At 61.8% G+C, this 17,914-nt stretch carries 18 protein-coding genes; 11 read left to right on the plus strand and 7 right to left on the minus strand.

Annotated elements, in window-relative coordinates:
- Positions 1-2: 2 nt before the first annotated feature.
- Positions 3-650: a CoA transferase subunit A gene (locus BRA471DRAFT_RS18735; protein WP_007609996.1), complete on the minus strand. Its 648-nt coding sequence runs from the start codon at positions 648-650 to the stop codon at positions 3-5.
- Between the two features lie 164 nt (positions 651-814).
- Between BRA471DRAFT_RS18735 and BRA471DRAFT_RS18740 the strand changes: the two genes are divergently transcribed.
- Positions 815-1,273 carry a potassium channel family protein gene (locus tag BRA471DRAFT_RS18740; RefSeq protein ID WP_007609999.1) on the plus strand — a complete coding sequence of 153 codons (459 nt, stop codon included), beginning with the start codon at positions 815-817 and terminating at the stop codon, positions 1,271-1,273.
- On the opposite strand, the gene BRA471DRAFT_RS18745 is transcribed toward BRA471DRAFT_RS18740, so the two are convergent.
- On the minus strand, positions 1,251-1,934 hold the full coding sequence (locus BRA471DRAFT_RS18745) for a helix-turn-helix domain-containing protein (protein ID WP_007610001.1): 684 nt from the start codon (positions 1,932-1,934) through the stop codon (positions 1,251-1,253). The two genes, BRA471DRAFT_RS18740 and BRA471DRAFT_RS18745, sit on opposite strands and share 23 nt — an antisense overlap.
- 320 nt (positions 1,935-2,254) lie before the next feature.
- On the opposite strand from BRA471DRAFT_RS18745, the gene BRA471DRAFT_RS18750 reads away from it, so the two are divergent.
- Positions 2,255-2,878, plus strand: coding sequence for a response regulator transcription factor (locus tag BRA471DRAFT_RS18750; RefSeq protein ID WP_007610003.1), 624 nt, complete (start codon positions 2,255-2,257; stop codon positions 2,876-2,878).
- A 195-nt stretch (positions 2,879-3,073) separates the two neighbouring features.
- Positions 3,074-3,448, plus strand: a complete 375-nt coding sequence (locus BRA471DRAFT_RS18755) for a response regulator (RefSeq protein ID WP_007610006.1) — start codon at positions 3,074-3,076, stop codon at positions 3,446-3,448.
- Between the two features lie 15 nt (positions 3,449-3,463).
- Here BRA471DRAFT_RS18755 and BRA471DRAFT_RS18760 read toward each other — a convergent pair whose 3' ends face one another.
- The 3 genes from BRA471DRAFT_RS18760 to aspT are packed head-to-tail and all read right to left on the minus strand — an operon-like array spanning position 3,464 to position 6,413.
- Positions 3,464-4,075, minus strand: a complete 612-nt coding sequence (locus BRA471DRAFT_RS18760; protein ID WP_007610008.1) for an invasion associated locus B family protein — start codon at positions 4,073-4,075, stop codon at positions 3,464-3,466.
- 29 nt (positions 4,076-4,104) lie between these two features.
- Positions 4,105-4,713, minus strand: a complete 609-nt coding sequence (locus BRA471DRAFT_RS18765) for a S9 family peptidase (RefSeq protein ID WP_007610010.1) — start codon at positions 4,711-4,713, stop codon at positions 4,105-4,107.
- A gap of 11 nt (positions 4,714-4,724) precedes the next feature.
- Complete coding sequence (gene aspT / locus BRA471DRAFT_RS18770) at positions 4,725-6,413, minus strand: aspartate-alanine antiporter (protein ID WP_007610012.1); 1,689 nt, start codon at positions 6,411-6,413, stop codon at positions 4,725-4,727.
- Positions 6,414-6,536: 123 nt separating this feature from the next.
- Between aspT and BRA471DRAFT_RS18775 the strand changes: the two genes are divergently transcribed.
- The 6 genes from BRA471DRAFT_RS18775 (at position 6,537) to BRA471DRAFT_RS39790 (ending at position 14,694) form a co-directional block, all read left to right on the plus strand.
- Entirely contained in the window at positions 6,537-7,211 is a 675-nt protein-coding gene (locus tag BRA471DRAFT_RS18775) for a YoaK family protein (protein WP_035974086.1), read from the plus strand.
- Positions 7,208-8,917 (plus strand): SulP family inorganic anion transporter, encoded by a 1,710-nt coding sequence (locus tag BRA471DRAFT_RS18780; protein WP_007610034.1) that lies wholly within the window; start codon positions 7,208-7,210, stop codon positions 8,915-8,917. The genes BRA471DRAFT_RS18775 and BRA471DRAFT_RS18780 overlap by 4 nt, the downstream gene beginning before the upstream one ends.
- A gap of 215 nt (positions 8,918-9,132) precedes the next feature.
- Positions 9,133-11,886, plus strand: coding sequence for a decarboxylase (locus BRA471DRAFT_RS18785; RefSeq protein WP_007610036.1), 2,754 nt, complete (start codon positions 9,133-9,135; stop codon positions 11,884-11,886).
- Positions 11,887-11,896: 10 nt separating this feature from the next.
- The gene (locus BRA471DRAFT_RS18790) at positions 11,897-13,597 is read left to right on the plus strand and encodes an aspartate:alanine exchanger family transporter (protein ID WP_007610038.1); all 1,701 of its coding nucleotides are present in this window, start codon (positions 11,897-11,899) and stop codon (positions 13,595-13,597) included.
- Positions 13,598-13,628: 31 nt separating this feature from the next.
- Positions 13,629-14,066 carry a hypothetical protein gene (locus tag BRA471DRAFT_RS18795; protein WP_007610039.1) on the plus strand — a complete coding sequence of 146 codons (438 nt, stop codon included), beginning with the start codon at positions 13,629-13,631 and terminating at the stop codon, positions 14,064-14,066.
- A gap of 175 nt (positions 14,067-14,241) precedes the next feature.
- Positions 14,242-14,694 (plus strand): hypothetical protein, encoded by a 453-nt coding sequence (locus BRA471DRAFT_RS39790; RefSeq protein ID WP_007610040.1) that lies wholly within the window; start codon positions 14,242-14,244, stop codon positions 14,692-14,694.
- A 93-nt stretch (positions 14,695-14,787) separates the two neighbouring features.
- Here the strand turns inward: BRA471DRAFT_RS39790 and ppk2 are convergent, their stop codons facing one another.
- Positions 14,788-15,588 carry a polyphosphate kinase 2 gene (gene ppk2, locus BRA471DRAFT_RS18800; protein WP_007610041.1) on the minus strand — a complete coding sequence of 267 codons (801 nt, stop codon included), beginning with the start codon at positions 15,586-15,588 and terminating at the stop codon, positions 14,788-14,790.
- Positions 15,589-15,626: 38 nt separating this feature from the next.
- On the minus strand, positions 15,627-16,079 hold the full coding sequence (locus BRA471DRAFT_RS18805; protein WP_007610042.1) for a hypothetical protein: 453 nt from the start codon (positions 16,077-16,079) through the stop codon (positions 15,627-15,629).
- 180 nt (positions 16,080-16,259) lie between these two features.
- On the opposite strand from BRA471DRAFT_RS18805, the gene BRA471DRAFT_RS18810 reads away from it, so the two are divergent.
- Complete coding sequence (locus BRA471DRAFT_RS18810; RefSeq protein ID WP_007610043.1) at positions 16,260-16,670, plus strand: hypothetical protein; 411 nt, start codon at positions 16,260-16,262, stop codon at positions 16,668-16,670.
- Entirely contained in the window at positions 16,663-17,895 is a 1,233-nt protein-coding gene (locus BRA471DRAFT_RS18815; protein ID WP_007610044.1) for an HlyD family secretion protein, read from the plus strand. The genes BRA471DRAFT_RS18810 and BRA471DRAFT_RS18815 overlap by 8 nt, the downstream gene beginning before the upstream one ends.
- The last annotated feature ends 19 nt before the right edge of the window (positions 17,896-17,914 follow it).

Raw genomic sequence — 17,914 nt, forward strand, 5'->3', positions numbered from 1 at the left:
CGTCACCCGTTCGTAATGAGGTAGTCGACCAGCGGTGCTGGCGTTATTACGTGATCCGGCGCGATCACGCCGACAGGCACGATGTTCTCGGCCGTGACGATCACCGTATCGGCGGCCATTGCCATGACGGGATTGAAGTTCCGCGAGGTGAGTGCGTAGGCGAGATTTCCGAGGTAGTCGGCCAGGAAGGCGTGCACCAGCGCGAACTGTGCGCGCAGCGCCGTCTCCAGCAGGAACGATTTACCGTCGATTTCGATCTCACGTTTGCCTTCCGCAACCAGCGTGCCGACGCCGGTCGGCGTCAGAACGCCGCCCAGGCCGCAACCGCCGGCGCGGATGCGCTCGACCAAGGTTCCCTGAGGGACGAGATCGACGGCGATCGTATTCGTCAGCATCTGCTGCTGCACTTTTGGATTGAGCCCAATGTGGGTTGCGGTCAACCGCGAGACCTGCGCGCCGTCGAACAGCTTGCCGACGCCTCTCCCAGGCATGGCTGCGTCGTTGCAGATCAATGACAGGTCGGTCTTCTTCTGCCGCACAAGCTCGTCAAGCAGGCGCTCCGGTGTCCCCACGCCCATGAATCCGCCGACCATGACGCTGGCGCCCGAGGGGATCATGGAAATGGCTTCTTCGACGGAGAGGGTACGCAAGATGCAGCTCCGGTCAGCGGGTAGGCGACAAAGGCCCTGGCTGAGGATGCTGGGGCTAGGCTGCCGCACACTCTTGATCTGCATCAAGGCGCCGCATCGTTCTCACCGTTGCATGACAGCGCTGATCAACCCAACCAACAGCATAAGCGAGCGGACGGAGCGCGATGGCAGTTCAATTCCTGCTCGGTACCTTGATCAGCGTGATCAACATCATGATTCACGCGCTGGTGACCGTTGCGGCCATCGACATCGCTCGTACTGCCGGATTGAAGCACACGGCGCGGCCCCGGTCGCACCTGATGGCCGTGATGGTCACCACTGCTGTCATTTTGATGGTCGCGCACACTGTCGAGGTTCTCATTTGGGCGCTCGCCTATGCGATAGTCGGCGCGGCGCCTCCGGGCAGCGATCTGCTGTATTTCACCTTCGTGAACTACACCACGCTTGGCTATGGCGACATCACGCCCGCGCCGGGGTGGCGGTTGACGGGACCTATGACAGCGATGAACGGCATCCTGATGTTCGGATGGTCGACTGCGGTCCTGTTTGAGGTTTTGCGCAAGACGGTCGAGCATCTCGCCGCGATTGCGGCACCCAGGTCTAGTTCTGGAGATCGAGGCTAGCGAGTTTCAGCCTGTCAAGCAGCACGATCTGGCGCTGAGTGTTGCCGATGAAGCCGAGGATACCGAGCTCATGCAATCGCGATAGTGCGCGGGAGACGGTTTCCAGCGTTAATCCGAGATAGTCGGCGATATCACGCCGCGACATCGGCAGCGCCATGATTCCGGCGGCCGTCAGCCGCTTGTCCATCTCGATCAGGAAGGCTGCGACCCGCTCCAGCGACGTCTTGCGGCCGAGTAGCAGCATATGGTCTTCCGCATGCTGAAGGTTGCTGGTGGTCATGCTCAGCAGGTTGCGGGCGACCATGGGGTCGCTCTGCGCAACCAGCTCGAGACTTTGGCGCCTGACCAGGCGAACCGTGGTGTCGACGATCGCTTCGGTCGTGAATCTGTGCGCGCCGCCGTTCTCGAGCCCGAAAATATCGCCGGCCAGGTGAAATGCGCCGATTTGGCGCCGGCCGTCGGACAGCAGCTTGTAGCTTCGCACCGCGCCCCTCTTCACCTGATAAACGTATTCCGCAGCCTCCTTTTCGCCGTAGACTTCCGAGCCTTTCTTGTAGGTAAATTCGTTTAAACTGATGATTGGGTTTGAATCGGTGTTTAACCCTAGCTCGCGGAGCGAATGAAGTCGCGAGGAGGCGTCGGCAGCGGTGCGAACGAACATGGCCAACTCCCGAACTGATGGTGACGCGGTATTTCCATCGCTGGGAATAAGGAGCCGCCGAAAATCCGCTTCCCGCGAAGGTTGTTTAGGCCATAAGTGGGGTTTTCAACCATTGTCTGTAGGTGCATTGTACCAAGGTACAGGCATGGCGATGGTGCGCCGGATGAGAACCCGTCAGAGTGTCTGTCAGATGGTGCGGCAATAAGCCGAAAACGGACGCTGCGTTCACGGTTGCGGCATCCCAATTGCGCTGCTTTGCTCAGGTACTGAACGGCGCGTCCGGTCATTCTGCATTTGAAGTACCCTGCGAGGGATATAACTTGCCCGGCTTCGTTTATGTCGTGGACGACGACGCATCCTTTCGGGTGGCGATCCAGCGTCGGCTTAAACTGGCCGGGTATGAAGTTGTGACCTACGCGTCCGCCCAGCAGCTACTGGATGATCCGCCAGGGTCCGACGAACCGGGATGTATCTTGCTCGATGTACAGCTTCCGGGCCTGAGCGGGCCGGAGTTGCAAGCCTCGCTCATCCGATGCCATTCGCAGCTGCCCATCGTCTTTCTGACCGGACATGCGGATACCGCGACGACGGTCCGTGCGATCAAGGCCGGCGCGGAGGATTTTCTGACCAAGCCGGTGTCGTCGGAACAATTGATCGATGCGATTGAGCGGGCAATGGCGCAACAGGAGGCGGCGCGGAGTCAACACAGCAAGCTCGATTCGCTACGTTCTCGCTTGAGGTCTCTATCGCGGCGCGAACGACAGGTGTTCGACCTGATCGTACGCGGTAAAATCAACAAGCAGATCGCCTATGAACTTGGAACGACCGAACGCACGGTGAAGGCGCACCGCCACCAAGTGATGACAAAGATGCAGGTACTATCGTTTGCCGAACTGGTTTCCGCTGCAGAGCGGCTCGGCCTTCTGGATTCGGCAAAGATGTGATGCAGGCCGGTTTTCGTGGCTTCGTCAGGTCGGTGATCAGACCTGTACGATGGGACAGTATGAAATGTTATTGACATAATTCGGCCTGGACCGCCTACATACCGGCGTCGTTAGCCGTCGGATTAGCGCAGGAACCTTTGCCCCGTAGCGTTGTTGCGACGCAAGTGACAGGTTTCCAATCAGAAAGACGGGCCATTGTTTGCACGTAAGCCGATTTACGTCGTGGATGATGATTTATCAATGCGCCGAAGCTTGGAGCGGCTGCTTCGAAAGCACGGCTTTGACGCGGTTGCTTTTGATTCCGCGGGTGCGTTGCTTCGTCATGGGTGCATCGAAGAGGCGTGCTGCATCGTTCTGGATATCAATCTGAACGGAGAGTCGGGTATCTCACTCCGCCGCAGGCTCGCCAGCGAGGGTGCCACGGTCCCCGTCATCTACATTACCGGCAACGACTGCCAGGCGAATCAGGTTGCCGCGATTCAGTCTGGGTGCGCCGCCTATCTGGCCAAGCCCTTCGCAGCAAGCGCACTCATCGACTCCATCGAACGCGCCTGCACCGAGCATGGCTGATTCTGTACCGCGTGCTCACTCCTCGATGTCCTGCTCCAGGGTTTGTGCGGGCGCGCCGTTGTGAATCGAGCCGAACTGCGCCAGCGGCAGCGAAGTCGTGAGAGACAGAAGGTTGGAGTCGGTGACCTCAAGCACCAGAGCCTTGCCGGCTTCCATGTCGTTGATGAACTTGGGATCCGCCGCGTCGGCTGCAATGCAGGCATTGGTCAGGCACCAAGTGTACGGCAATGACTGGACGTTTGCCCCATCGACCGTCAGCTTGGCAGGCCGCTGCAGATACATGCCGACGGGAACAAACACTTGGAGCCGGGCAGTGCGGTCGCCGTCACGCTCGATCAGGTCGACGCGGACTGCCCTCTGGCCGGTAGCAAACCGGCCCGCGATTGAGGTCCGGCATAGCCTGGGCCTCCCTTCAGGCTTGACGCAGAGCTTTTTCCATTCGCCATAGGTGATGTCTTTGGCTTCCCGGTGCCCGCGAGGTGCGATTTCGGCGGAGTTTGCCTCTGGGGCCGGCTTTGGCGCGGCTGTATTCTGCGCCGAAGCTGGTTCGGCAAGAGCCGCGGCGAACACCATCGACAAGCAGACGAGCGCCCGCCCCGGCGATGGCGTTGAAGTTGCGTCTGCCATGTTCTGCCTCCGGGCGCCGGCCTCCACGGCTATTTCTGCGCGTCGAGGAATTTTTCGAGGAGCGGTGACCACATCGGGATCGTGTCGGGAGAGTCGATGAAGAAACGCCCGTCGTTGCCAAAGGGCGGCATCAGATGATATTCGGCCGAGCCGCCGGCAGCGGTGAAGGCGTCGTGCATGCGCTTCGACAAGGCGGGCCAGAGATCGGCTTTCGCAACGGCACGGCCGGCGTCGTGGAAGTTCGGATTGGTGCTGTTACCGACCTTGGAGAAGAACGGCCCGTAGACACCGTGCTCGGGAACGTCGATGGCGGCTGCTCCAAAGCCGGTGCCCACGGGCGCCACCACGAGGTAGCCGCGTTTGGCAAACCACTTGGCGGCGTCACGGAACTCCACCAGCGGGAAGAAGCTGCGATCGACGGGCTTGAGCGAGACGCCATGGTTCGTGATCGCCAGCGGGAAGGGGCCGCCGCCGACGGGCCGCACCACATAGGCGAGCATCGGCAGCGGTAGCGGCAGAGCCCAGACCTCTTCCTGAATCCGAACATTGTCGTCGGCGCGTACAGGCGCAAGAAGGCCGGCCAGGATGCCCAAGGCCGCCGCCAGGTAGGTCGCGGTTGAAGCATGGCGGAGATTCACGCGCGCCTCCTTCAACCGGCGAAAGTGCTGGCCACGATGATCGGTCCCAGCACGGTGAGCACAACGTTTCCGACAGCGTAGGGCACCGCGACGCCGAGCACCGGCGTCTGGCTTTCTGCGACATCACAGGCGCCGGTCACGGCGGCGTCGACCGTCATGGCGCCGGCCAGCGCGCCGCAAATGATGACCGGGTTCATGCGGAGTACGCGATGGGCAAACAGGGTCGTCACGATCAGCGGCACCAGTGTGACGACCAGGCCCATGCCGACCAGCAGCATGCCGTGTGACTGGATCGCGACCCAGGCCGCGTGGCCATTGCCGAGCCCGATCGCAGCGATGAAGCCGCCAAGGCCGAGGTCGCTCAGCGTCTGCTGCGCCGCAGGCGGCATTGCGCCCATCGTCGGTCGCCGCGACCGCAGCCAGCCGCAGAATAACCCGGCGATCAGGGCGCCTCCGCCGCCTCCCAAGGTCAGGGGCACAGACCCGATCTTAACGCTCGCGAGACCGGCGAGCAGACCTATGGCAATACCTGCGGCAAGGAATGCGATGTCGGTACGGTCTTCCGAGCTCAGGATCTGTCCAACCTGCGAGGCGGCGCGCTCGATGTTGCGGGTGCTGCCGACCAGCGTCATGACGTCACCGACATAGACGCGGGTATCGGCGCTCAGGGGGACCTCGCGTCCCATCCGCGTCAAGGTGCGCAGGAACACGCCGCGCGCAGCGTCGCCAACGCGTTCAGCCACCTCCTTGACTGAGCGGCCATGGAGTTTGCGATTGTCGACGAGGACCTCGACCACGTTGCCGGGAAGCGCCTTCAGGATCTCGTCGGCGTCGATTTCAGTGCCAACAATCGGCTTTGCAGCGACGATGGCGGCGGTGCGGCCTGCGATAACGATGTCGTCGTTCGCTTCAAGAACGGTGTCGCGATGCGGTTCGACGTCAGCGCCCTGGCGCACGATCCGCTCGATCACGCTGCGGCTGCCGATCTGGTCTTCGACGGCGCCGACGGTCCGTCCCGCCGCTGCCGACACCCGGTACGCGCGGGCCTGGAATTTTCGATAGTGAAGATTTTCAGTTTGTGGCGGGTTGCCACCCGAAAGCTCCGCCTCGAGCTTTGCAGCTTCCGCTTTCAGATCGATCCCCATCAATTTCGGCGCGACAAACGGTACGTACAGGAGCGTGAGGATGTAGCCGAGCACGTAGGTGACGGCGTAGCCGGCGGCAATATTGGCGTCTTGCTGCTGCAGCACCTCTTTCGTCAGTCCGAGCTGGGATAGAGCGCCAGATGCGGTGCCGATGACCGACGACTGCGTCAGGGCTCCCGCAGCAAGGCCCGAAGCGGTGCCGGGACCGAGCGCGAATACATGGGCAAATATGAGAACGATGACGAGGCCGGTACCACCAAGCACGAGCGCGAGCGCGACCTGAGCCAGGGTCCGGATGCTCAGCGAGGCAAAGAATTCGGGCCCGGACCGGTAGCCGATCGTGAACACGAACAGGCTGAACAGAACGACCCTGAGCAAGGACGGAAACGTGAAGGTGCCGAGCTGCCCGATGAGGACGGCAACGATGAGCGTGCACGCGGTGGTACCGATCGAAAAACCGTGAATCCGGACGCGGCCAAGAATGGTGCCGAGCGCGACCGACAGCAGCAGAAAGATTTCCGGAGCGGCGGAGATAGTCCATCTGATCGTGCTCATTGCGCGTGCCCTCCAGCGATTTGCGCTAAATCTGGTTCGTCAAACCCGGCGATGCTTGATTCAGATCAACCCCTGCCGGGGTTAAGCCGCTCCCTGTTGAGCCGCAGGATTTGACGTGGGGACATGAGCACGATGGATACCGCCGTTGCTTCGTCGATACGGCGCGACGAAACGGTGCCAGTCGCGCTGTTGCTGGCCTTCGCGGGCGGCTATCTCGACGCCTATACGTGGATCATCCACGGCGTGATGGCCAATGCCCAGACGGCAAATCTCGTGCTGCTTTGGGTCTATGGCTCGATCGGCGACTGGACGAAAGCGCTTCACTTCGTCCCGCCGACCGTTGCATTCGCGGTCGGTATAGTCGTCGCGTCATGGCTGCGCCGGGCGGCGCGAGAGCGCGCCAATGCCATCAGCACGTTGATGGAAATCCTCCTGCTGGTCATTATCGCCGTCCTGCACAATCGCTTGCCGGATCTCGCTGGAACACTTGGCATTTCGTTTGTCGCCGCCGTACAGAGCGCCGCTTTCACGAGGGTTGAGGGCGTGCCCTACAGCTCGGTCATGATCACGGGTAACATGCGGCAGGCGATCGAAGGCATGTTCGCTGTGGCCTCCCGGAATGGCTCGCTGCGACCCCCGGGGATTTTCGCTATGTTGTGCATCACGTTCGGGCTCGGCGCCGCCGTTGGCGCCTTCGCGACCAAGCAGATCCCGAATCTGACGCTCGGCGTTCCCGTGATCGCGCTCCTGATCGTGCTGTTGTGTTGCGAAAGTCCAGGCGACGAGGCCAGCCCATGACCTCATCTGACCGCAGATCGCGCTGGACCTTCCTGTTTCCGCCCGCGACTTGGCTGGCGCAATATCACAGTGGCTGGCTGCGTTCGGACGCGATCGCCGGAATCACCCTCGCGGCTTATGCGATCCCCGTGTCACTTGCCTATGCGACGCTGGCGGGCCTGCCGCCCCAGATCGGCATCTACGGCTACATGCTCGGCGGCATCGGCTACGCGCTGCTGGGGTCGTCCCGCCAGCTTGCGGTCGGTCCGACCTCAGCGATCTCGTTGATGATTGCGGCGACGGTCGGCGCGCTGGCCGGCGGAGACGCGGCGAAATACGCCGAGATCGCGAGCCTGGCCGCATGCGCAGTGGCGCTGCTCTGCCTGATCGCATGGTTGTTCAAGCTCAGCGTTCTCGTCCGCCTGGTGAGCGACAGTATCCTAGTCGGCTTCAAGGCCGGCGCGGGACTTACCATCATGATGAGCCAGTTGCCGAGCCTGTTCGGCGTCGCTGGAGGCGGTCACAATTTCTTTGATCGCGCCATTAAGCTCGCCGGCCAACTCGTCGGCATTAATTGGCTGGTTCTGGCGATCGGAGCCATCGCGCTCTTGTTCCTGCTGGTGGGAGAACGGCGGCTGCCGGGAAAGCCGGTCGGGCTCACGATCATGGTACTCTCGATCATCCTGGCGGCAGTGCTTGGGCTCCCATCATTCGGGGTGCCGGTCACCGGCAAAATTCCGGAGGGATTGCCGGCGTTTGGATTACCCAGCTTTGGTCTGTTGGAGCCCGACGAGCTCTTCCCCTTGGCCGCGGGGTGCGTGCTGCTGGCCTACATAGAAGGCGTCTCCGCCGCGCGCAGCTTTGCTGCCAAGCATGGCTATGCCCTCGATGTCCGGCAGGAGTTTTTGGGGCTCGGCGCGGCCAACCTCGTCACCGCATTCGGCCACGGTTACCCCGTGGCCGGCGGGCTGTCGCAATCCGCGGTCAACGACAATGCCGGAGCACGCACGCCGCTGGCGCTGGTGATCTGCTCGGTGACGCTTGCGCTGTGCCTGCTGTTCTTCACGGGGCTGTTGACAAACCTGCCCAAGGCAGTGCTTGCGGCGATCGTGTTTGCCGCTGTCTACAGGCTGGTGGACATCCGCGCGCTGTTGCGGATGTGGCAAGTCAGCCGCATCGACCTTTATGCCGCGGCTATTGCGCTGCTGGCCGTGTTGCTCCTCGGGATATTGCAGGGCGTCCTGCTGGCGGCCATTGCGTCGATCGTCCTGCTGCTGGCGAGGGCCTCTCGCCCTAACGTCGCTTTCCTTGGCCGCCTGCAAGGTACCGGCCGTTACTCCGACAATGCGAGACATGAAGGCGTCGAGCCATTGGCCGGCATCATCGCGTTTCGACCCGAAGCCTCGCTGCTCTACATCAATGCTGAAACGATCCTGCAATCGGTGTTGGACGCGTTGCGCGCCTCAGTCGATATCAGGCTGGTGGTCTGCGATCTCTCGGCATCGCCCTACATCGATCTGGCTGGCGCGCGCATGTTGCACGATCTCTATGACGAACTTGCTGACCGGCACGTCGCATTCTGCATCGTCGGCGCGCACGCGCAATTGCGAGATCTGTTGCGGGCTGAAGGGCTGGCGGAAAAGACCGACAGCGCGGCGTGGCTTCGTTCGCTCGACAGCGTACTTGGGGAAAGCGTGATCGGCCAATCTTCTGATCCCAAACCGTAGGATCCGGTCGACTTATTGGCCGGTCGGCTCTGATGCGATCTCACCTTGTCCACAATTGGTCACGCAACAGCGCCTTGGACAGCGCCTTGGACGATGTCGTACCGCAAATTAGTCCGGGCCTCCTCAAGGTGCTCGACCCTTGACTTGGATCAATAGACCGAGGTGAGCGGGCATCACGATCCCGGCCACGACGTCACAAAGATCCGGAGAGAGACATGTCCAAGGACGCCAAGCCAGCAGAGAAGCGCATCGATCAGTTCATCTCCGGGCCCGGCGCACGGGCGGATGATTGGCGCGATCTGGTCGAGGCAGCGAAGGCATGGGTGCGCGGCGGTGACCGTGCGAAGTTTGACGCGGCGTTGGCCGATCTCTCCGTCATTGAAGAGTTTCACGGCTATCCCGGGCTGCAACTGATGGCAGCATTGCGGGAAGCGGCGTCGGCCGGGGATGCGGCGGGTTCACTGAGCCTTGCGACGCGCATCATGCAGGCCCTGATGACGAGATCCTTCCGCCAGCATGCCGGCGATTGGGATCCCAAGGACGACGGCAGTGGCGATGCACCCGAGCTTGCGTCCTCCACTTTCGGCTCACATGCAGCCCGCCGGCCCTATTTCGAAACGCTGATCGTCACCGGCCTCTCCTCCGACAAGTGGTCTGCGCTCGGCGCCGAATGGCGCAAGCTGCGACGGCCGGTGGATTCGTTCGTTTATGAGCCGGTGATCGTCGGCAGCCTAGAGGATGCCTTCTGCGCGACGATGCTCAATCCCGACATCGCGGCCGTCGTCATCAACGAAGGGTTCGGGCTGCGTTCGCGTCACGACGCGCCGATCCTGCGGACCATGACAGCCGGCGCGGGCCTCAATGACGAGGCCGATGCATCCGCGCTCCGGCTCGCGCACATCATCAAGCGGGTACGTCCCGAGCTTGATATCTATCTGATGTCGAACCGTGACGTCGAGAAAATGGCCGGAGACCCCGAAGCCAACGTGGTTCGGCGGATATTCTACTCCATCGAAGAGCTCCTCGAACTCCATCTCTCGATCCTCGAAGGCATCCAGGACCGCTTCGACACGCCGTTCTTCGACAATCTCAAGAAATACGCACAACGCCCAATCGGAACGTTCCATGCGCTGCCGATCGCTCGGGGCAAGTCTGTGTTCAAGTCGGATTGGATCCGTGACATGGGCGAATTCTACGGTTTGAACCTGTTCCTGGCCGAGAGCAGCGCGACCACCGGCGGCCTCGACAGCTTGTTGGAGCCGACCGGCACCATCAAGAAAGCACAGGACAAGGCGGCGCGAGCGCTCGGCGCGGATCGCGTGTTCTTCGTAACCAACGGCACCTCGACCTCGAACAAGATGGCGGTGCAGGCGCTGCTCGGGCCGGGCGACATCGCGATCGTCGATCGTAACTGTCACAAGTCGCACCACTACGGCATGGTGCTGGCCGGCGCCCAGCCAATCTATGTCGAAGCGTTCCCCATGACCGAGTATTCGATGTACGGCGCGGTGCCGCTGAACACCATTAAGCAGGCGCTGCTGAACGCAAGGGCCGATGGCCGGCTGGACCGCGTCAAGATGCTTGACCTGACGAACTGCACCTTCGACGGCCACATCTACAACACCCGGCGAGTGATGGAGGAATGTCTCGCGATCAAGCCGGATCTGATCTTCCTGTGGGACGAAGCCTGGTTCGGCTTCGCGCGCTTCTCGCCGTTCTTGCGGCGACGGACCGCAATGGGCGCCGCCAACGAGATCGAGGCCTGGATGCATGATCCAAAATCGGTCGCGGCTTACGAGAAGCAGCAGGCCGAGCTCGGCAAGACCCCCTCGGACGAGGTGCTGCTCAAGACTCGTCTGATCCCTGATCCGCGTCAGATCCGCTTGCGCGTTTACCAGACCAACTCGACCCACAAGTCGATGTCGGCGATCCGGCAGGGCTCTATGCTGTCCGTCAAGGACGTCGAGTTCCACACCGTCGAGCAGCAGTTCAAGGAGGCCGTGTTCACGCACGCGTCGACCAGCCCGAACCAACAGCTTATCGCCAGCCTTGATGTGTCGCGGCGCCAGATGGAGCTCGAGGGCTATGGCCTGGTCGCCAATGCGATCGAAATCGCGTTCGCGATCCGCAAGGCGGTCAACAGCAATCCGCTGATCTCGAGATACTTCCGGATTCTCGGCGCGGACGCGATGGTGCCGGCGCAATATCGCCAGAGCGGCTTCACCGACTATCTCGCAACAGGCATGAACTGGGCGAGCGTCCTGAAGAGCCTGGACGATGACGAATTCTGCCTCGATCCGACCCGCATGACCTTGGTGTGCGGCACCGCCGGTTACGACGGCACACAGTTCAAGGGCATCCTTGCCAATGACTATAATATCCAGATCAACAAGACATCGCGTAACTCGGTGTTGTTCCAGTCGAATATCAACAACACCCGCAGCGACGTCGCCCACCTGGTGAGGGTGCTGGCCGAGATCGCGGGCGAGGTCGACCGCGGGCTGGTTCAGGGCGGCGCCAATGCGAAGAAGACATTCGAGGCTCGGGTCAAGAGCCTGATGACCGATGTGCCCGATCTGCCGAACTTCTCCCATTTCCACGACAGTTTCCGTGGCGATGCCGGCACCAAGACCAACGAGGGCGACATCCGTAGCGGCTTCTACTCGGCCTATGACGCAGCGGGATGCGAATATATCCGCCTTGCCGATTCCGAGATTGACCGCCGCCTCAAGGCCGGTCCGGACCTCGTCTCGGCGAGTTTCGTGATCCCCTATCCGCCGGGCTTTCCGATCATGGTTCCGGGACAGGTTATCACCCAGGAGACCATCGACTTCATGCGAAAGCTCGATGTGAAGGAAATCCACGGCTACGACGCCAAGGAAGGGCTGAAGCTCGTACGCGCCGAAGCACTGGCGAAAATCGGCCGGCCCAAGCCCGGTGCGACGCCGAAGCTGAAGGCCGCATCATAAGGGGACTAACATGCAGGGATTTTTCTCGTTCCTCCAGCACAATCCGTATTTGTTGCTGTTCTTCGTCGTCGGGCTCGCCGTCTGGATCGGGCGAGCCAGCATCAAAGGATATGGTCTCGGCATGGTTGCCGGCGCCATCGTGGTCGGTGCGGGCTTGTCGGTCTGGGCGTCGGTCTACGGCGTGAAGCTTGAGCTGAACACGTTCGCCAAGAGCCTGTTCTACTATCTCTTCATGTATGGCGTCGGCCTGCGCGTGGGACCGTCCTTCATCAACAGCCTGAAGGGCGATGGCATTAAGTTTTGCATCCTGGCGCTGGTGTCGAGCGTGCTAGGCTTGGCGCTTGTCGTCATTCTTTCGAAGCTCTTCGCGCTGCCGATCGGCGCTGCCGGCGGCATGCTGGCGGGGTCGCAGACCATGTCGGCCGCGATCGGTTCAGCCGAGCAGGCCATCACCTCGGGTGTCGTCAAGCTTCCCGACGGCATGAAGCCTGAGGATGCTTCGGGCATGATCGCGCTATCCTACGGCATCACCTACATCTGGGGCACGGTTGGCATCATCCTGATCTGCAAGTATCTCCCGCGCTGGTGGGGTGTCGACGCCAAGGCGGCAGCCAGGCAGTACGAGCAGGAGTTCGGCGTCAAGGATCTCGAAGGCGGCGGCCTGACCGGCTATCGGCAGTTCGGCCTGCGGGCCTACCGTCTCGAAAATCCGGCCCAGGTCGGTATGAGCATTGCCAAGTTCCGCACCATCAACCCGGAATACCGCATCGTCAACGTGGTGCGAGGCGGCCAGGCGTTGGGAGCCGATCCCGACGTGGTGCTGCAAAAGGGAGACCTCGTCGCGCTCGGTGGCGCGACTGAGCATCTGACCGACAAGATGGGACTGATTGGGCCCGAGGTTGCCGACGCCAAGGCGCTCGGCATTCCCATGGATCAGGCGGACATCCTCGTCACCAACAAGGAGATGGTCGGACGCACCTTCGAATCCTTCCGAGAGACGGCGCTGGCTGGCCAGTTGCAGGTCACCAAGGTCGAGCGCGGCGGCGTGCAGATCCCGGCCGGTCTCAAGACCGAGCTGCAGCGGATGGATATCATCTCCGTTGTCGGCCTCAAATCGGCCGTCAACGAACTCGGCGACATGTGGGGACGCATTGCGCGTACCAACACTTCGACCGATCTGTTGACGCTCGCCGCCGGCATGATCATCGGCTTCCTGATCGGGATGATCGAATTTCCGGCTTTCGGCGCCAAGATCGGCCTCGGCAATGCCGGCGGATTGTTGCTGTCCGGCGTGATCGTCTCGTCGCTGGTTTCCCGGCTGCGCTTCTTCGGCAACACACCGAACGCGGCGCGCAATGTGCTGGAGGATCTCGGCCTCGTGGTCTTCGTGGCCATCGTCGGTATCAATGCGGGCGCCGGACTCTTGGCGCAACTGACGGGGGCGGTTGCCTTGAAGATCTTCGTCGCCGGCTTCATCGCCTGTACGATCCCGCCGTTCGTCGTCTGGGCAATCGGCTTCCACGTCTTCAAGATCAACCCGGCCGTGCTGATGGGCGGCGTTGCCGGTGCGCGGTCGCACTCCGGCCCGTGCCGCGAAGCCGCGGTGGAGATCCAGAGCTCCGTGCCCTGGATTGGGTTCCCGGTCGGCTACGCCGTATCGGGCATTCTGCTCACCGTGTTCGGCTACTTCGCAATGATCCTGGCTCAATAGCTCGGCGTCAAAACCAGAGGAAAGAAAAGTCATGAGAAAAGTCGCTATCTATGCCGCCCTGGTCGCCTCGCTGGCAGGCGTCGCCGGATTCAGCACGCCATCTCGGGCAGAGACCGGTCAGGTTGCCGTTGTCTTCACCAAGGGCGGATTTGTCATCGGCGTCGGTGGGGGCGAGGGCGTTCTGCTGTATCGCGGCCACAAATACCCCTTCACCGTCTCCGGTATGAGCGTCGGCTTCACGATCGGCGCCTCGACCACCAAGCTGGTCGGTCGCGCCCTCAACCTGAGGGGGCCGGAGTCGATCGAAGGCTCCTATGCTGTCGGCGGCGCGGGCGGTGCTATCGCTGCCGGCGCAGGTGCCGTTCAGCTACAAAACGGCAACGGCGTGATTCTGCAGCTTAGTGGGCCGAAGGTCGGTGCGGAGCTGTCAGCCGCTGTGGGGGGCGTGACGATAGCTTTGAAGCGGTAGAGCGGCAGTCGCGCCGCTTCGGCGGTCGCGGCCCTCGGGCTGAATGGCGGCTGCTTTTCTCATGCACGTAAGTCGGGGGAAGCGGCCGCAAATCAGCGCCAGGTCGGGTGCCAACCGGGTTTCGCGAGGCATCGTCCAAGCGGATCACGGCACCCATATCGAGGGAGGACATGCCATGCTTCGTTATCTCCTAGCTCTTGTTGCGGCCGTCGTTCTTCTCACGGCCACGCTCATTCCTGATGACGCCTATGCTCGCCGCGGCGGTGGTGGCGGCTATCGCGGGGGTGGAGGGGGCATGCGCGCCGGAGGTTTTCATGGCGGCGCTGTTCACGCCGGGCGGATCCATGGCGGAGGCGGACGCCATTACGCAGGAGGTCCGCGGCCAAGCCATCCGATCGCTGGTCGTCCGGGTCGCCCCGGTTACCCCGTTGCGGGCCGTCCCGGCCGTCCGGTCGCCGGCTATCCTGGAGGCTATCCGCGATACGGCTATCGAGGCGCGGCTTACGGTGCTGCTGCCGTCGGTGCGGCCGCCGCGGGCGCTTATGGATACTACAATAACAACTACAACAATGGTTGCTATCAGGACACGTACGGAAACTGGGTCTGCCCCAACCAGTATCCATACTGAGAATGCGCCGCTGGAGGGCTCTATCATACACCGTCAACATTGGCCCCGGACTCAACGATCGGACCGCACCGGCAGTGCGGCCCGACCACTTCGTCAATATCGCTCCGCGACGAAGTTCATTCCGCGCAAGCTGGCCTGGTCATTGTAGCGTCCCTTGTCGGACCGCTTCGGCAGCTTCACCTTGTCTTTCCTGATCCGCTTGTGCGGGATAGCCTTCAGGATGTGCGCGATGCAGTTCAGCCGTGCGCGCCGCTTGTCGTCGGAGCGAATGATGTACCAGGGCGCATGCTTGGTGCTGGTCTTCTTGAGCATCTCGTCGCGCGCTCGCGAATAATCATACCAGCGCCGAAAGGATTCCACGTCCATCGGACTGAGCTTCCATTGCCGCACCGGATCGTCGATGCGAGCTTTGAAGCGTTGCTCCTGCTCATCCATCCCGACCTCGAGCCAGATCTTGATCAGGATGATGCCGCCGTCGATAGCGTACTTCTCCACTTGTGGACAGAGCGAAAGGAAGCGATCGTGCTCGGCTGGCGAGCAGAAGCCCATGACGTATTCGACGCCGGCGCGGTTGTACCAGCTGCGGTCGAAGATCACGATCTCGCCGCCGGCCGGAAACTGCTCCATGTACCGCTGAAAGAATAGCTGCGACTTCTCGCGATCCGACGGCGCCGGCAGCGCCACCACCCGGAACACGCGCGGACTGACCTTCTCTGTGATCGCCTTGATCGTGCCGCCCTTGCCGGCGGCGTCGCGGCCTTCGAAAAGCACGATGACGCGAAGCTTGTTTTCCCTCACATAGTCCTGGAGGTGGCAAAGCTCGACCTGAAGCTTTTCGAGCTCCTTCTCGTAATCCTTGCGCTTCATTCGCTCTGCAGCCTCGGCCTTTGCCATGCTTCGCGTTCCATTGCCTCGAGTCGGCCAAACCGTGATCAGTCGCCCCAGGAGATGGTGACGCCGATGTCGCCGGGCACGCCGTCCGGGAAGTCGATGACCTGATAGCCGATGCGATAGCCGCGCGGCTTGAGGTATTCGGTCCAGAGCTCGAAGATCTCCTTTGGAATTCCCGTCAGCGTTTTCTCCCAGCCAGCCTCCATCTGGTTGATCGCGCGGCCCTTGTCGGTGCACAGCGTATTCGGGAAGCGATAGACCTGCACTTCGGTCAGGCCGTTGCGAACCGCGCGCTGGATGATGGTCGAGGCGAGCTTGATCTTCTCCTCCTCGGATTTGCCGGACGGTTTGCTCAGCCGTTCGATCAGGGCGCGCTTCTCGGCTTCGGCCGCGGCGGCGAGGCGCACGTATTCTTCGGCCTTTTTGGCCTCCTCGAGCGCGGCTTCCTTGCGGATTTGCAGTGCGTTGGGAATGAGCTCATCGATGCCGGGCATGATTGTGCGTTCCTGGCTTGCTGTGGGATCGGAGTCAGGGCTAGGCTAGGTTTCGCGCCGTTCGGACCTTTGATTCATATCAAGCAATTTTCTCACCTGCGCGGCCAGGGTAACTGAGCGGCGCGCAGAGCGCCCTGATCCCTTCTGTGGAGGCGACCATTGAGCGAGCAACTTCATCCGATGGCCCCGCATCATCTGCCGTTCTATCTCGCGCCGGGAAGCGGGACGGATGTGCTGATGGTGGTGATGGGGATCTTCCTGGTCGGCAGCGTGCTCTGGGTTGGTACGCTATATTGGAAGCTGCACAGCCTGCCGGAACGAATGGCCCACAAGTCGCAGAAGCTTCAGTTCGAGATAGTGGCCGTGCTGGGCATCATCTCGCTCTTTACGCACATGCACATTTTCTGGGTGGCTGGCCTTCTGCTCGCGATGATCGACTTGCCAGATTTCGGCACGCCGCTGCGGAGTATCGCAGGCTCGGTTGAGAGGATCGCCGACGCCGCGCCCGGCGAGGGTCGCGAGCCCGAACTGCCCAGCTTGCCGTCGGTCGAGAAGCCGATCGTCAAGGGGAAGGAGCACAGCCATGTTTGAGCTCATGTTCTGCTCCATCTTGACCATCCTGCCGGACTATCTCTACCGCCGTTATGCCCAAGGCAAACGGTTCGGCAAGGAAATCACCTTCTTTTCCATTTGGTACGAGTTGCGATGGGGCATCACCGGTTGCTTGATGCTCACGGTGTCGCTGATCACCATGATCTTCTACTTTCACCCGTCCACTACTTCGGCGGCGCTCTATTTTCGGACGGTCCCGATCCTGCCTGAAGGCTCCGGCCGCGTCGCGGAAGTCAATGTCGGCTACAGCGAGGCGGTGAAGAAAGGCGATGTGCTGTTCAGGCTGGACAGTTCGAAGCAGAAGGCCGCTTTGGAGACGGCCACGCGCAAGATCGCCGAGGTCGACGCCGCGATGACAAGCGCCGAAAACGACGTGGTCAAGGCCGAAGCGCAGATCCAGGAAGCCAAGGCCAGCCTTCAGCAGGCCAAGGACGAGCTGGACGTCAAGACGGAGCTGCAGCGCCGCAATCCCGGTATCGTCCCGCAACGCGATATCGAGAAACTACAGGTCGTGGTCAACCAGCGGCAGGCTGGTGTGGACTCGGCCACCGCGTCCAAGACGTCGGCGATGTTGCGGCTTTCAACGCTGTTGCCGGCTGAAAAAGCGAGCGGCCAGGCGGCGTTGGCTGAAGCGCAGGTCGATCTCGACAAGACCTTCGTTCGCGCCGGCGTCGACGGTCGGGTCGAGCAGTTCCTCGTTCGGACGGGCGATCTCGTTGCCCAGATCATGCGACCAGCCGGCGTGTTGATACCGGCAGATGCCGGCAGGGGTAGGCTGCAGGCCGGGTTTGGACAGATTGAAGCGGGGGTAGTGAAGGTAGGGATGGTCGCAGAAGCGACCTGCATTTCCAAGCCATGGGTGATCATTCCGCTCCTTGTCACCGATGTGCAGGATTACATCGCCGCCGGCCAGGTCCAGGCTGGCCAGGAATTGATCGAAGCTCAGAATGCACGTAAGCCGGGTTCAATACTCGCCTTCCTGGAGCCGCTGTACAAGGGCGGCCTCGACGGCGTGACGCCGGGAAGCAGTTGCATCGTCAATGCCTATACCAGCAATCACGAAGAGATCTCCGCGAAGGAGACGGGCACAGGCCGGGCAATTGCCTTGCACGTCGTCGATGGTGTCGGCCTCGTGCACGCCATGCTCTTGCGAATTCAGGCGCTCTTGCTGCCGATCAAGACGCTGGTGCTCAGCGGGCACTGAACGGGTCCGCTCTTGGCCT

Origin of the sequence: Bradyrhizobium sp. WSM471 (assembly GCF_000244915.1) — a bacterium.
In the GTDB taxonomy this organism is placed as follows: Bacteria; Pseudomonadota; Alphaproteobacteria; order Rhizobiales; family Xanthobacteraceae; genus Bradyrhizobium.

Excerpts from the sequence above, each read along its gene's own strand:
- BRA471DRAFT_RS18740 (WP_007609999.1), top strand. The coding sequence starts at position 815 with ATGGCAGTTCAATTCCTGCTCGGTACCTTGATCAGCGTGATCAACATC.
- BRA471DRAFT_RS18745 (WP_007610001.1), bottom strand. The coding sequence starts at position 1,934 with ATGTTCGTTCGCACCGCTGCCGACGCCTCCTCGCGACTTCATTCGCTC.
- BRA471DRAFT_RS18760 (WP_007610008.1), bottom strand. The coding sequence starts at position 4,075 with ATGGCAGACGCAACTTCAACGCCATCGCCGGGGCGGGCGCTCGTCTGC.
- aspT (WP_007610012.1), bottom strand. The coding sequence starts at position 6,413 with ATGAGCACGATCAGATGGACTATCTCCGCCGCTCCGGAAATCTTTCTG.
- BRA471DRAFT_RS18775 (WP_035974086.1), top strand. The coding sequence starts at position 6,537 with ATGAGCACGATGGATACCGCCGTTGCTTCGTCGATACGGCGCGACGAA.
- BRA471DRAFT_RS18780 (WP_007610034.1), top strand. The coding sequence starts at position 7,208 with ATGACCTCATCTGACCGCAGATCGCGCTGGACCTTCCTGTTTCCGCCC.
- BRA471DRAFT_RS18785 (WP_007610036.1), top strand. The coding sequence starts at position 9,133 with ATGTCCAAGGACGCCAAGCCAGCAGAGAAGCGCATCGATCAGTTCATC.
- BRA471DRAFT_RS18790 (WP_007610038.1), top strand. The coding sequence starts at position 11,897 with ATGCAGGGATTTTTCTCGTTCCTCCAGCACAATCCGTATTTGTTGCTG.
- BRA471DRAFT_RS18795 (WP_007610039.1), top strand. The coding sequence starts at position 13,629 with ATGAGAAAAGTCGCTATCTATGCCGCCCTGGTCGCCTCGCTGGCAGGC.
- BRA471DRAFT_RS39790 (WP_007610040.1), top strand. The coding sequence starts at position 14,242 with ATGCTTCGTTATCTCCTAGCTCTTGTTGCGGCCGTCGTTCTTCTCACG.
- ppk2 (WP_007610041.1), bottom strand. The coding sequence starts at position 15,588 with ATGGCAAAGGCCGAGGCTGCAGAGCGAATGAAGCGCAAGGATTACGAG.
- BRA471DRAFT_RS18805 (WP_007610042.1), bottom strand. The coding sequence starts at position 16,079 with ATGCCCGGCATCGATGAGCTCATTCCCAACGCACTGCAAATCCGCAAG.
- BRA471DRAFT_RS18810 (WP_007610043.1), top strand. The coding sequence starts at position 16,260 with ATGGCCCCGCATCATCTGCCGTTCTATCTCGCGCCGGGAAGCGGGACG.
- BRA471DRAFT_RS18815 (WP_007610044.1), top strand. The coding sequence starts at position 16,663 with ATGTTTGAGCTCATGTTCTGCTCCATCTTGACCATCCTGCCGGACTAT.